Genomic DNA, 12,604 nt, shown 5'->3' with positions numbered 1-12,604 from the left:
TTGCCAAATGCACTTTTGTGCACTATAAAAATATAGTTTAGAAAATTTTGGATGTCAAGGGGCAATAAACGAAAAGATTCCGGCTCAGTCCTCACTTTGCTTCGCAACGTACTTTTCTATGTACGCCGCTGGCGTCAGGATTTCTGGTCTAGCAAGATTCAGGTCCATAAAATCCTTGTCGCCTGTGACAAGGACATCAATATTCCCAGTAAACGCGCTCAGAAGCACCGGATAGTCATTTGGATCTCGGATTGGTACCACTTGTTTGAATTTTTCCGGGATGATTACAAATTCGAAAGATATAGCCGAGATGAATCTTTCTAAAGCTTCCGTCTTTGTCGAAAACTTTTTCTTGACGACTTTACGCAATTCATCAAGCAGAAAATTTGAAATCACAAGTTCATGAAAAGAGAAAACATTTTCAAGAAGCGAGTCAAATTTCTGCCCGGGGAATAAAAGCGCGGAAAGCAAGACGTTGGTATCGAGCATTACTCGCAATGCTAATCCCGTTCATCCTTGATCATCTTTGTGACATCGTATTCGCACTTTATGTCGGCGGCCATTGCCATGCCGGAAAATTCAGACTGGGCTTGACGCAGAGCCAGCATTGATGAATTCACAAGAACAATCAGGTTGCCTTGCTCAACAAAAGCCACATGGGAGCCTTCTTGAAGGCCCAGTTTTTTGCGGATTTCGATGGGAATGGTTACTTGTCCTTTTGAAGATACTTTTGCTGTCTCCATAATTCTTTACTTTCCTTACTTTCTTTACCTAAATATAATAACATTATTCGACAATGGCAACAAAGGAAAGAAAAACGTTTAACTATATTCTCCTTGACATAGCTTGGCAGAAATGCCGGGCGTTTGATTTTAGGGTATTTGTCCTTAATCTCGCAATCGAAATCTGGAAAATAGCAGAAAAGAAAATAATGAAGAAAATCCTCCTTATTCTAATGTCCTTCGCATGGAATGTTTTTGCCTTAGATTGCCTAAACATATTCGATCATAATGACTTTGGAGGAATGTATGCCTTTCCAGGTTATGTTTTAGACAGTACATATCGAGCCTATCCAATGGATGGTTGGGATGGCGAATCTTTTTTTACGGACTATTATTATGAGACCTCAAAATTAAAATGGGATGGCAATACGCTTTCTGAATTATGCAAATCAAAAAGAGTTGCCATGGACGATAAGGTTGAAGAATCGAACTACACGTGTGCACCATCGCCGGCTACAATTTCATACCAGCAAAAAGACGAATACTTTTCTGTTGTTGGGGATTTCCCAGATAGACCATGGCTAGACCAAAGAATATTCAAGGATTCCATCTTTATTCTCAACTACGAGTATACTGTTGATTCCATTTACAAAGTCATAAAGAATGATTCGATATTTATATACGCAAACAGGGGCCCCGATGATGATGGGGAAAGTAGAGAAGATGAAAAATTCGTTGTTGTAAGAGATCCTGCAAATAACAAGCATTGCCTGGAATACGAATACTACTATAATGGTGGCGATTGGAAAATAAAAAACAATGTCAGCAAAACCTATACCTTGGAAGAAACCGAAAATGGGTTTGTTGTCAAAGAGGCTGCAAGTGACAACGACTATACAATCGTTTATTTCGTGAAGATTGATTCAGAAAATACGACATCTATTGCGCGTAACAAACGTCCATCAAATATCAGGAAATTCCAATATTTTGATTTGCTTGGACGCCCTTCTGCAAAAAGAAGAAATCGTATCACGCCTGAGATTTTTTATTAAAGTAGAGCCAAAAATAACCCTACCACTATGAAAGCCTACGTCTATAAAGAACACAAGAAGTTTGAATTGATGGAAAAGCCGAAGCCTGTACTTCAGGATTCGAAGGATGCCATTGTCCGTGTGACCATGGGGAGCATCTGCACTAGCGATCTTCACATTAAGCATGGTTCTGTGCCGCGGGCGGTGCCGGGAATTACCGTGGGCCACGAGATGGTGGGCGTTGTGGAATCCGTCGGTGATGATGTGAAAAACGTGAAGGTGGGCGACCGCGTGACGGTGAATGTGGAAACTTTCTGCGGTGAATGCTTCTTTTGCAAGAATAGTTTCGTGAACAATTGTACCGACAAGAACGGCGGCTGGGCTCTGGGATGCCGCATTGATGGCGGCCAGACGGAATTTGTGCGGGTGCCTTTTGCAGATCAGGGCCTGAACAAGATTCCTGATTCTGTCAGCGACGAGCAGGCTCTTTTTGTAGGCGATGTTTTGGCTACAGGTTTCTGGGCGGCCCGCATTTCTGAAATCAAGACTGAGGACACGGTGCTGATTATTGGCGCTGGCCCTACAGGCATTTGCACGCTGCTTTGTGTGATGCTAAAGAATCCGGCGAAGATTATCGTTTGCGAAAAGGATGAAATGCGTCGCGAATTTGTGCGTAAGCATTATCCCCAGGTGATTGTGACTACGCCGGAGGAATGTGGTGCGGTGGTGCAAAGGGAAAGTGCCCACGGCGGTGCCGACGTTGTCATTGAAGTGGCCGGAACCGAAGACACTTTCCGCATGGCCTGGGAATGCGCAAGACCCAACGCCATCGTGACAGTGGTGGCCCTCTACGACAAACCTATGACGCTTCCGCTGCCTGAAATGTACGGCAAGAATCTCATCTTCAAAACCGGCGGTGTAGACGGCTGCGACTGCGCCGAAATTCTCGCCCTCATTGAGCAGGGGAAAATCGACACCACCCCGCTAATCACCCACAAGTTCCCCCTGCAGGACATTGAAGAAGCTTACCGCATTTTTGAAAATAAGCTGGACGGCGTGATTAAGGTGGCTATTGTGTAGATGCTTTAGTTCATGTTTTTGCCGCAGCACTTCTTGAATTTCAGCCCGCTGCCGCAAGGACAGGGATCATTGCGTCCGACCTTAGGACCGCTATTTTGGAAAGGAATCCCATTTGCTAATCCGAATGGATTCGCATTGCTACCTGGTCTAGGCAAGCTAAGCGGAGTGTGCCCTAGGTTTGTCCACATTCTGCAATTGTTGTTGAATTCCTGCAACGGCCTAAGCACTCTTTCAACTTCGTTGATGTCCTTTAATTCAAGGCCGAATTCCGTCCGCAGGAATTCAATTTCCCTAAATGGATTTTTTCCTCGCATGCAGAACTCCAATAGATAAGAAGCGATGTCTAATGCTGTTTCTGGGTCCTTGAATTGCTTGACGGCGTTGAATAACTTTTCGTATTCAGGAATATATGTGTTGAGGTCCGTTTCAGCAAAACCCCAATGTTCGATTTCTTCGCGGGTTGGTTGATATATCTGCTTTCCCTTTTGCCCTTCCATAATCTCCGTGATTTCATCGCCGAACTCAATTCGGTAGTCGGTAAGACCACCGTTGAAGTAATGGAAGTACTTTGATACCTGGGCGCATTTTTTGATGTGCTTACACATGTCTTTGCCGGAAAAATTTGTGCCATGATCCCGGTTCCATAAATCCGCAATATCGGATGCCGTAGCCACCCCATAAAGTTCGTCTGGCAAGTAAGCCTTAAGATTATCCGCGTCCTTGCCGTAAAGGTAGAGTAGCCCCATTTCTGCCAGATATTTATGAGATTTGGTAAGATTATGATTATATATCTTTACCAAATGTATTGTTTTTGGCAAGATTTGGTAAATATTATGCTGTTGTGATCAAAGTACGATTGTGTAGAGTTGTTTCTTCAGCAGATTGGAGTGGCTGCCTGTACGGGTAAGCGTCAGTACAAGTGGTGCTGTTTCTGAATTAGTTTGACATCGCTTTTGAAAGAGGATGTCATAAGAAAGTGTATACATCTTGGATGAATTTTGAAAAAATATCCGAGAGGTATGATGTAAAGTCTTTTTTTGAGTTGTTTTTTTGTTAGATTAACCCTGTATGGAAAATCATCTTTATTGGATTACTGATTTAGTTTATGTTGTTGTGCTTGCCATTATTTTAAGGCATTCGTATATCTATCGCGACGAAATTTCTCCCCTGGATCGAGCCTTTAGAAAATTGCTTGCCTGGAGTGTTTTTTTCTGTTTCCAGGATGCGGTCTGGGAACTGTCTAGTTTTGAGGCGGTAGGTATCCCCTCGTTGTTCTTTGTGACATCGACGGTGTTTCATGTATGCACAATCGTATCGGCTTATTTCTGGTTAGACTTCTTGCTGACCTTCCTGCGAAAAGGGATTCAACATCAGAAGGCTTTTCGTGTTTTTGGCGTTGTGATCGTTTCTTTGCAATTGGTCCTTGTTGTTCGCAATTTCTTTTACCCGACCATATTCTCTATATCAGAAGATAACGCCTATGTCGCCGAAAGCCTGCGCTGGGTGGCCATGCTGGCCCCGCACTTGATTATTGTGGTGGCCGGTCTTGTGATGGCCTGCTTCTGTATCAAGAATAGTCGCAAGGATGATGGCCGACAATTCCCTGTTCTGATGTTCGTCATCATGCCGTTTATTTTTGGAATTCTCCAGTTGCAATTCTCGGGCTGTCCGTTCAACTCGATGAGCTATTTCATTGGTTGTTGCATCGTCCATATTTTTATTGCTGCCCGTGAACACAACGAACGTATGACGGTGGAGGCGAATACCGATGGCCTTACCAAGGTGTTTAACCGCCACGCCATGGAAGAAGACGCTAAACGTTATAGGAATGAGCCGTTGGAAGATTCTGCTATTGTATATTCCATAGACATTAACGGGCTCAAACAGGTAAATGATAGCCTGGGCCAGGAAGCCGGTAATGAATTGGTGTTGGCTGCTGCGGCCTGTATTTCCAGGGCATTCGGTTCCAAAGGAAAGGTTTACCGATATGGTGGTGAAGAGTTCATGGTCTTGGCTCGTTTTGATGGCGATGGAACCTTCTTTAAAACGAGACTTTTAAATGAAGTCTCTCGCTGGCAAGGTCAAAAGGTGAAGGAACTTGCGCTGTCCATTGGCTTTGCCGAAAAGCGGAATTTCCCCATGTCAGATGTGGTTGAGTTAAAGGCTATCGCTGACAATATGATGCGATTGGACAAGAGTAACTATTATAGGAATAAGGGTGTCGACCGTCGAAAATTGCGTGAAGCCTTCGGGGCGGTCTGTAATTCCTATACGAAGATCCTGAAGTTGAATTTGGCTACGGATACTTTTGACATTGTCCAGATGGATCCCAGCGAAAGAGACCCGCGTCGAGGCTTTTCTACGGAACATTCCAAGTGGCTTGAAAATTACGCCCGACAGGGTCGGGTGTATATAGATGATGTGAAAAACTTTTTGCAACAGACCGATCTTGAAAATCTGCGCAAGCATTTTGTGAATGGGCGGAAATCCTTCTCGTTTGTCTATCGAAAGAATACCAAGCTAGGTGTAGAAACAGCCTTGATGGAACTCTTGAGAGCGTCCGATTACACCGATGAATCCCCTAACGTTTTTCTGTATGTTAAGAGCATGAACACATCGGTGAAGAAATCGGACTAGGAACTTGCTTAAATCTTGCAATCCTTGATTGCAGTAAGGGAGCCTGCGGCGTATGCCTTTTTGATGCAGTCGGCGATGGATTCGGCTGCATCAATTACTTCCTGGGAAATGATAGTGCCGTCTGATGTATCGGAAGGCTGGGAATTTGCCTTGATGATTGAATCTGCAACGGCTTTTGCAACGGAGTCTGCGATGGCGGCTTGAATGGAGTCAGCCCTTGCAGCATCTTCGATACGTTTGTCCTTGATTTCCTGATACATCTTCTTGCTGATGCGGTCGATATTGGTCCCGTTCTTGGCAACTATTCTGATTATGCCTTCTCTGGCGGCGTAGTAGAATTTGCCTACGTTACAGGAATCACCCTTTTTTTGGGGCGTTTCAAGGACAAGGACATTTTTGTAGTACGTGTCGTTAATCGAGACAGAATCCTTGTATTCACCTTTGAAAAACGGATTGTCCTGGTCGTTTTCGTCTATCGGGCGAGAGCTGACAAAAGCGTTGACTTCTCCGCAAGTGACAAAAATGGATCCTCCGTAAGTTGTTGCGTCTATTCTTAGTCCGAGTTCAATCGGCATGGTGCTTGCGACTCCCTCGTATTTCAATGAAGGAATGTCGTCTTCGGTAAAAGAAATAGAGTGCCTTATTTCATCTGTAAAACCACGGGAGTCCTTGAAGTAAATGGAACTATCCTTGGTAAAATGTTTATGACCATCGACGTATGGGATTAATGTGTCGGAGAAATATAGATGGTCGTTGGCTGAAGACGAAGAATCCGAGCAGCCGGTAAAATACAGTGCACTCATGGCAAGGATGAGAAATCTTTTCATTAGTATCCCTCCCTTTCGTTCAAGGTGATGGAACTTTCGTCTTCTAGGTCGATTCTTATGATTCCCGATTTCTGATTGTAGTAAACCATGGCTCCACTATTGAGGGAACTAAGGTCCTTGACCACGGCTACGTCGTGATAGGTATTCTTGTTGACTTTCAGCGATTCAATCAAAGTGTCTAGATTGTTAGATGTAGACGGATCGTCTAGATAGAATTCGTGCTTGCCTATGGTAGCCTTGATCGTTCTGATAGAAGTGCTTGAGGAATCGACGGAACTGGCATTCAGCTTGATTGATAAGATGGGGTAGTCGGATTCCAGCCAAACATCTCGAAAGACCTGGCAAGACATGCTGTCTGCGTCGTTAAGCGCCTTTGTGACGGTGAGAAAGATGTCTTGTCCGTCGGAATGCTTGAATGGAATTTTTTCGTTCAGTTTGTACTTACCGAAATTTTTCTGATAGTCATTCAGTGAAGAAACGCGACTGCAGGATCTGTATGAGCCTGTGGTTGTGCTGGTGTCGTCGGCACATGCGATGAAACATGCCGAAGAAAGGGCTATAATAGCGAGATGTGTTCCTAACCTTGTATTTTTCATGAAAATAAATATAGACAAAAAGAACGGCTTTCTGAAAGTCGTTCTCTTTTTTTTGCAAAAGATGATTTAGGTCACGAACTATTGTGCCTGATCGTAAACAATAGTTTAGAATTGGAGCCTTATGCTGTTTTTGTTTTGTCCTTGGGCAGAACAAGATTTAGAATTACCGCTAACACAAAAACCACAGCCACACAATTCTCTGCAAAGATGGTCTGGATAATTTGGGGGAATTCCTTGAACATGCCAGTTGCCTGGGTGAAGCCTAGGCCTACGCTAAGGGAGAGGCTGGTAATGATCATGTTACGCTGGCTAAAACCGCTCTTGGACATCATGCCGAATCCTGCAAAAAGAATGGATCCGAACATCATGATGGTGCAGCCGCCAAGCACAGCCTGGGGGATAGTTGTAAGCAACGTTCCCACCGGCGGGAAGATACCGCCCAGCAACATGATGACTGCTCCTGTAGCGATGGTGAATCGGTTCACGACGCCGGAGAGGGAAGCCAGGCCCACGTTCTGACTGAAGGAGGTGATGGGGGTACAACCGAAGATACCGGAAATTGTGCTGACAAAACCATCGCAGGAGATGGCGCCTCCCATTTCGACTTTGTGGATTTGACGCTTGAGTGCGCCGTTCACCAGGGCGCTAGAATCGCCCACAGTTTCTGTAGCAGAAACCAGGAAGATGGCCACCACAGAAAGGATGGGGCCCAAGTGGAATTCCGGAGTGAAGGGGAGTATCTTGGGAAGGGCGATGATGCTGCAGTTAGAAAGCCCGGAGAAGTCCACCATGCCCATGCAAAGGGCGAGAATGTAGCCAACAATAAGGCCTACCAGTACAGAAAGGGACCTGAGAAAACCCTTGGCGAACACTTGAGTGAGCAAGCAAGTGAGCAAGGTGACGCTTCCTACAATCCAGTTGTGGGTGGCACCGAAGTCAGCAGAACCCTGGCCGCCGGCGAAGGAATTTGCACCGATAGGCAAGAGAGAAAATCCGATGGCCGTCACCACGGTTGCAGCGACGATGTGGGGGATAAGTTTCAGCCAGTATTTTGCACAAAGACCAAGCAAGCCTTCGACGATACCGCCTACAATCACGGCGCCCATGAGGGTGCCCATGCCTTGGGTGGTGGCAATGCCGATGGAAACGGAAAGGAAGGTGAAGCTGATGCCCATGACGATGGGCAATCTGGAACCGATTTTCCAGATGGGGAAAAGCTGCACCAGGGTGCCGATACCGGCGATGATCATGCAGTTCTGAACGAGGGCCGCAGTCAGCCCCTTATCCAGGTTTACAACCCCGGCAAGGATCATGATGGGGGTGATGTTGGCGACAAACATGGCTAGCACATGCTGCAGGCCGAAAGGTAACGCCTTGAGAACTGGAACGCGACCGTCCAGCTGATAGATGTTTTCTGATGAATTGTTCATACTGTTACCCCAGTTTCAAATTTGTATTCTGCAACGGCAGTTCCGGCTGTTCGCGGAACTTGATGGTCTGAGTCTGCCAGTCCATGGATTCGACGATGGCGATGGATTCTACGCGGTAGCCTTCGGCGCGGAGTGTTGCGCCTCCCTTCTGCTGACCCTTTTCAATGGCGATGCCGAGACCTGCCACAGTGCCGCCGGCCTGATGGACCAGGTCGATGAGGGCGTGGGCTGCGGCTCCATCTGCCAGGAAGTCGTCTACGATGAGGACTTTATCGGTTGCCTTCATGTAGGGCTTGGAAATGAACACGTTGTTCATCTTCTTGTGGGTGAAGGAGTAGGCCTGGGCAACGTACTTGTCGTCGGTGCTGTTAGCGGTCTGACTCTTCTTGGCGAAAACCACGGGTACGTCGTAAAGGTGGCCCAGCAAAGTGGCTATGGCAATACCGCTGGCTTCAATAGTCAGGATCTTGTTGATTTCCACATCGCGATAACGACGCTGGAATTCGTAGGCCATCTGGCGCATAATGTCAACGTCGATCTGATGATTTAAAAAACTGTCAACCTTAAGGATGTTGCCTTCCTTAATGTTGCCGTCACGGAGAATTTTTTCTTCTAGAAAGTTCATGCGGGAAAATCTAGGAAAATCTATATTTGACCTTATGGCAAATTCTCAAAGGCGCACCTTTATAGCGATCGACTTGAAGTCCTTTTTTGCCTCTGTGGAATGTGTCCTGCAGGGGCTGGATCCGTTGAAGGCGAACCTGGTGGTGGCCGATGCCAGCCGTACTGAAAAGACCATCTGCCTGGCGGTGAGCCCGAGCCTGAAAGCTTACGGAATTCCTGGCCGAGCCCGCTTATTCGAAGTAATCCAGAAATTAAAAGAGGTGAAGCGTCGTACAGGTGTGGATGTGGATTACATTGTGGCTCCGCCCCGCATGGCGAAATATGTGGAATTTTCTACCAAGGTTTATAACGTCTACCTAAAATATGTGAGTGCCGAAGACATTCACAATTACTCCATCGATGAATGTTTTTTGGACGTTACCCAGTACCTCAAACTTTATAAGAAAACGGCCCGGGAATTGGCGAAGACCATGGTCCAGGACGTACTTGAAACTACGGGTATAACCGCAACGGCGGGAATCGGCAGCAACCTTTACTTGTGCAAGATTGCCATGGATATTATGGCCAAGCATGTAGATGCCGATGAAGACGGAGTCCGCATTGCGGAACTGGACGAAATGAGTTTTCGCAGGAACCTGTGGAATCATCGTCCTCTTACCAGTTTCTGGCAGATTGGCCGCGGGATTGCGGAACGTCTGGAAAATTGTAACCTGAATCGCGGTCGTGGAATTTATACCATGGGTGACCTTGCCCGTGTAAGTATCAAGAATGCCGATGCCCTTTATAAGATGTTCGGCATTAATGCCGAAATCCTGATTGACCATGCCTGGGGCTATGAACCTTGTACCATTGCCGAAATCAAGAAGTACAAACCAAAATCCAACAGCATTGGTGGCGGCCAGGTTTTGAGCTGCCCCTACACGGCAGAAAAGGCCCGCATTGTCGTTCGCGAAATGGTAGATTCCCTGACATTGGATTTGATAGACAAGAATCTGGTGACAAACAGTCTAACCTTGATGATGGGCTATGACCGCGAAAATGTGGACAAGGGAATTTATGTAGGCCCTACGGTTATCGATAACTACGGACGGGAAATACCGAAGCCCGCTCACGGATCTGCAAATCTGGGCCGCTATACTTGTTCCCAGTCCGCTATTGCCGAGGCGGTGATGAAACTGTTCGACCGGATTGTGAATCCGAAGCTGACCTTGAAACGTCTGAATCTTGTGGCTAACGATGTGCTGGACGTGAGTTACGAGGAAGTGGACCTTTTTACCGATGTTGAAAAGCAGGAGAAGGAAAAGAAACGCTTGAAGGCGGAACTGCTGATCAAGAAACGCTTTGGCAAGAATGCCATTATCAAGGGCATGGACTTGCAGGAAGGAGCCACTACGGTGGAACGCAATGGACAAATCGGAGGTCATCGTGCCTGATAACTACGAAGACATTATCAATTTGCCTTACCCGCGGAACGACTGGAATTTTCTCATCAAGCATCCTCGCATGTCTATTGAAAATCGTGCGAAGATTTTTGCTCCCTTTGCCGCCCTCCGCGGCCATAGCGATGCCATTGCGGAAACTGCCGAAAAGAAGCTGACCATCCGTCAGGAAGAACTGATGGAGGATTCCCGCATTGAACTGGACGAGGCGTTGGCCGCCTTGTCGGAACGTCTGCAACGTGGTGAACATCCGACAATTCGTGTCAGTTATTTTGTGCAAGACAAAATCCTTGCTGCAGGCGTAGGGACCTACAGAGAAATTGAAGGTCTTGCCGCCAAACTGGACTTGAATACGGCAACGCTCCAAATTGTAGATACAAAAATTCCACTGAATGATATCCAGTGGATTAAGTTTGCTTAAGTGGTTTTGAATTATCCCATGGAGTTGGTCACGTTCTTGGTGGCCATGACAATCTTGTCGGGGTCGCTTTTCAGTCGGTAGAAGAGGAACTGGCTGTAGCTAATGCCCTTTGTGTTGTGGAAATCCGGCGTGGTGCGGAACAGGATTGAAGTCTGTTCCATTTTTTCAAGTTTAGAACGTACATTGCTGAAGTCCATGAATGCCGTTAGACGATCCTGGTCTTCGGGAATAACATATTTCTGGATGAACCATTTGACGACGGCATCGTAGTCAAGAACCTTCATGGCTGTAGTGACATTTTCGACGAGCGAAATATTCTTGTACAGCTGAACTTTCTTGGAGGCCAGTTCAATTCGGCAGATCATGGTGTAGTTCTTGCTGAGACCTTCGATAATCTGATGTTCGAATTGCAAATCGCGAACTTGTTCCAGTCGGGCGGCACGGCCATGGTCCACCAGTTCCAGGATGAATAGTGCCTTGGACGGTTCCCCATCAATTTCTTCGATGGTTCTGAAGGTGGCCTGATGCCATTGTCCGGCGATGGTCTTGTATTCGTAAACGAGACTCTTGTTCTTTTTCAGATCCCTTTTCAGGAACTGGATGTCAAAGAACTGGGCTACGATTTCCTTGTATTCGGGATCCACCAGCTGAATGGTGTCGTTCATGATTCCGGTAAAGGTCAAGGACTTGGGGGCGTTGGATTTTGCCAAGGTTTTTAAGACCCAGTAGCTGTTCTTTTCTAGGTCGATGGTTGCCATCAGGGCGTAAGAATTGGAAAGGCTGCGAAGGATGGCGTCAATTTCGCGCTTGTAGCTCAGTTCTGCAATGCCGCGCTTGTATTCGGGATGCTTCTCGTAGAAGGCTTCCTTGTCCTTATACATCTTGGTTTCGGCATCGCGGGCCACGTCTTCGATATGCTTGGGATTCTTGCTCCAGCTGCAGCCGATGGAGGCCTGGGGAACGGGATCCTTGCTCAGGTAGGCATGGAAGTTGTCGGCCAGGAATTGAACGTCTTCCTTGTCGCTTCCGTGGATCACGATCAGAAATTCGTCGCCGCTGATTCGGTAGATGAGTTCGTGCTTGAAATTTTCGACCAGCTTGCTGGTGAAGGAACGCAAGAAGTCATTGCCGGCAGCATGACCGCGAGTGTCATTAATCAGCTTGAGACCGTTTAGGTCGGCAAAGATCACGCCGATACTTTCTGGCTCCTGCTGGCTTGCGTAATTGCGGCACTGGGTCTGATAAGAGTAAAAGTTATTCAATCCGGTTAGAGTGTCATACTTGCAGAAATGCTCCAGTTCACGCTGCACTTCCATCTCGTGGACGTAGGAATCGTGAATGTCCTGGACAAACAGCCATGTGGACTGGTTCTTGTCGGTGTAGTCATCGGCCTTGATGATTTCCATGAACACCCAGCGGAACACGCCGTCGGTCTTTCGACGGTATCTTAGGCGGAAACGGTCGTTTTCCTTAAAGAAGCTGCGGAGGGAATCCAGGGTCAGCCTTGTTCGGTAGATATTTTCGTCTGCTTCGTAGATATTTCCCCTGTCGGCGAACATCATGAACCATAGAGAAATGCTCTTGATGTCGTTTTTCTGCTCGTCGGGGGTCTCTGTAGGGAGAATTTTGACCACTTGATAGGTATCGTCCGTCAAATTGACTTTCAAGACCTTGTAGTAGGTCTTGGCCAATGCGGAGATAGCGTTTGAGATATCGATAGTGGACATATATTAAAAAATATAGGCTCTTCATCAACATGTGTGGGTGGCTTCGCCACCCTTTTTTGTTGACATTCGC

General features: G+C 46.6%; 13 protein-coding genes. 5 read left to right on the top strand and 8 right to left on the bottom strand.

The features are described 5' to 3' along the window. Window positions 1–84 precede the first annotated feature (84 nt). Both B7992_RS02045 and B7992_RS02040 read right to left on the bottom strand, forming a co-directional pair. Window positions 85–489: a putative toxin-antitoxin system toxin component, PIN family gene (locus B7992_RS02045; RefSeq protein ID WP_139259098.1), complete on the bottom strand. Its 405-nt coding sequence runs from the start codon at window positions 487–489 to the stop codon at window positions 85–87. Window positions 490–500: 11 nt separating this feature from the next. Then, complete coding sequence (locus tag B7992_RS02040) at window positions 501–743, bottom strand: AbrB/MazE/SpoVT family DNA-binding domain-containing protein (protein ID WP_073157877.1); 243 nt, start codon at window positions 741–743, stop codon at window positions 501–503. A 53-nt stretch (window positions 744–796) separates the two neighbouring features. On the opposite strand from B7992_RS02040, the gene B7992_RS02035 reads away from it, so the two are divergent. Next, a complete protein-coding gene (locus tag B7992_RS02035; protein WP_073283555.1) occupies window positions 797–1,774 on the top strand; it encodes a hypothetical protein in 978 nt (325 codons plus the stop codon). A 27-nt stretch (window positions 1,775–1,801) separates the two neighbouring features. After that, window positions 1,802–2,833 (top strand): alcohol dehydrogenase, encoded by a 1,032-nt coding sequence (locus B7992_RS02030; protein ID WP_073283552.1) that lies wholly within the window; start codon window positions 1,802–1,804, stop codon window positions 2,831–2,833. A 5-nt stretch (window positions 2,834–2,838) separates the two neighbouring features. Here B7992_RS02030 and B7992_RS02025 read toward each other — a convergent pair whose 3' ends face one another. Then, window positions 2,839–3,579, bottom strand: coding sequence for a YecA family protein (locus B7992_RS02025; protein WP_141100338.1), 741 nt, complete (start codon window positions 3,577–3,579; stop codon window positions 2,839–2,841). 322 nt (window positions 3,580–3,901) lie between these two features. Between B7992_RS02025 and B7992_RS02020 the strand changes: the two genes are divergently transcribed. Next, the gene (locus B7992_RS02020; protein ID WP_088665486.1) at window positions 3,902–5,470 is read left to right on the top strand and encodes a GGDEF domain-containing protein; all 1,569 of its coding nucleotides are present in this window, start codon (window positions 3,902–3,904) and stop codon (window positions 5,468–5,470) included. Window positions 5,471–5,478: 8 nt separating this feature from the next. Here B7992_RS02020 and B7992_RS02015 read toward each other — a convergent pair whose 3' ends face one another. The 4 genes from B7992_RS02015 to B7992_RS02000 all read right to left on the bottom strand — a co-directional run bounded on the left by B7992_RS02015 (window position 5,479) and on the right by B7992_RS02000 (window position 8,948). After that, window positions 5,479–6,297: a hypothetical protein gene (locus B7992_RS02015; protein WP_088665485.1), complete on the bottom strand. Its 819-nt coding sequence runs from the start codon at window positions 6,295–6,297 to the stop codon at window positions 5,479–5,481. Further along, window positions 6,297–6,893: a hypothetical protein gene (locus B7992_RS16260; protein WP_139258242.1), complete on the bottom strand. Its 597-nt coding sequence runs from the start codon at window positions 6,891–6,893 to the stop codon at window positions 6,297–6,299. Before B7992_RS16260 ends, B7992_RS02015 begins: the two co-directional genes overlap by 1 nt. Window positions 6,894–7,012: 119 nt before the next feature. After that, the gene (locus tag B7992_RS02005) at window positions 7,013–8,323 is read right to left on the bottom strand and encodes a nucleobase:cation symporter-2 family protein (RefSeq protein ID WP_073157859.1); all 1,311 of its coding nucleotides are present in this window, start codon (window positions 8,321–8,323) and stop codon (window positions 7,013–7,015) included. A 4-nt stretch (window positions 8,324–8,327) separates the two neighbouring features. Next, window positions 8,328–8,948 (bottom strand): xanthine phosphoribosyltransferase, encoded by a 621-nt coding sequence (locus B7992_RS02000; RefSeq protein ID WP_088665484.1) that lies wholly within the window; start codon window positions 8,946–8,948, stop codon window positions 8,328–8,330. A 34-nt stretch (window positions 8,949–8,982) separates the two neighbouring features. Between B7992_RS02000 and B7992_RS01995 the strand changes: the two genes are divergently transcribed. Next, window positions 8,983–10,380, top strand: coding sequence for a DNA methylase (locus tag B7992_RS01995; RefSeq protein ID WP_073157853.1), 1,398 nt, complete (start codon window positions 8,983–8,985; stop codon window positions 10,378–10,380). Beyond that, window positions 10,352–10,807, top strand: a complete 456-nt coding sequence (locus B7992_RS01990) for a hypothetical protein (protein ID WP_073157850.1) — start codon at window positions 10,352–10,354, stop codon at window positions 10,805–10,807. The genes B7992_RS01995 and B7992_RS01990 overlap by 29 nt, the downstream gene beginning before the upstream one ends. Before the next feature lie 11 nt (window positions 10,808–10,818). On the opposite strand, the gene B7992_RS01985 is transcribed toward B7992_RS01990, so the two are convergent. Then, complete coding sequence (locus tag B7992_RS01985) at window positions 10,819–12,534, bottom strand: GGDEF domain-containing protein (protein ID WP_088665483.1); 1,716 nt, start codon at window positions 12,532–12,534, stop codon at window positions 10,819–10,821. Window positions 12,535–12,604: the final 70 nt, after the last annotated feature.

This window comes from Fibrobacter sp. UWH1 (genome assembly GCF_002210365.1).
In the GTDB taxonomy this organism is placed as follows: Bacteria; Fibrobacterota; Fibrobacteria; order Fibrobacterales; family Fibrobacteraceae; genus Fibrobacter.
Note: the sequence above shows the minus strand (reverse complement) of the source record. Positions and strands in the feature narration are given on the sequence as shown.

Excerpts from the sequence above, each read along its gene's own strand:
- B7992_RS02030 (WP_073283552.1), top strand. The coding sequence starts at position 1,802 with ATGAAAGCCTACGTCTATAAAGAACACAAGAAGTTTGAATTGATGGAA.
- B7992_RS02020 (WP_088665486.1), top strand. The coding sequence starts at position 3,902 with ATGGAAAATCATCTTTATTGGATTACTGATTTAGTTTATGTTGTTGTG.
- B7992_RS02045 (WP_139259098.1), bottom strand. The coding sequence starts at position 489 with ATGCTCGATACCAACGTCTTGCTTTCCGCGCTTTTATTCCCCGGGCAG.
- B7992_RS01995 (WP_073157853.1), top strand. The coding sequence starts at position 8,983 with ATGGCAAATTCTCAAAGGCGCACCTTTATAGCGATCGACTTGAAGTCC.
- B7992_RS02005 (WP_073157859.1), bottom strand. The coding sequence starts at position 8,323 with ATGAACAATTCATCAGAAAACATCTATCAGCTGGACGGTCGCGTTCCA.
- B7992_RS02035 (WP_073283555.1), top strand. The coding sequence starts at position 797 with ATGGCAACAAAGGAAAGAAAAACGTTTAACTATATTCTCCTTGACATA.
- B7992_RS01990 (WP_073157850.1), top strand. The coding sequence starts at position 10,352 with ATGGACAAATCGGAGGTCATCGTGCCTGATAACTACGAAGACATTATC.
- B7992_RS01985 (WP_088665483.1), bottom strand. The coding sequence starts at position 12,534 with ATGTCCACTATCGATATCTCAAACGCTATCTCCGCATTGGCCAAGACC.
- B7992_RS16260 (WP_139258242.1), bottom strand. The coding sequence starts at position 6,893 with ATGAAAAATACAAGGTTAGGAACACATCTCGCTATTATAGCCCTTTCT.
- B7992_RS02040 (WP_073157877.1), bottom strand. The coding sequence starts at position 743 with ATGGAGACAGCAAAAGTATCTTCAAAAGGACAAGTAACCATTCCCATC.
- B7992_RS02000 (WP_088665484.1), bottom strand. The coding sequence starts at position 8,948 with ATGAACTTTCTAGAAGAAAAAATTCTCCGTGACGGCAACATTAAGGAA.
- B7992_RS02025 (WP_141100338.1), bottom strand. The coding sequence starts at position 3,579 with ATGGGGCTACTCTACCTTTACGGCAAGGACGCGGATAATCTTAAGGCT.
- B7992_RS02015 (WP_088665485.1), bottom strand. The coding sequence starts at position 6,297 with ATGAAAAGATTTCTCATCCTTGCCATGAGTGCACTGTATTTTACCGGC.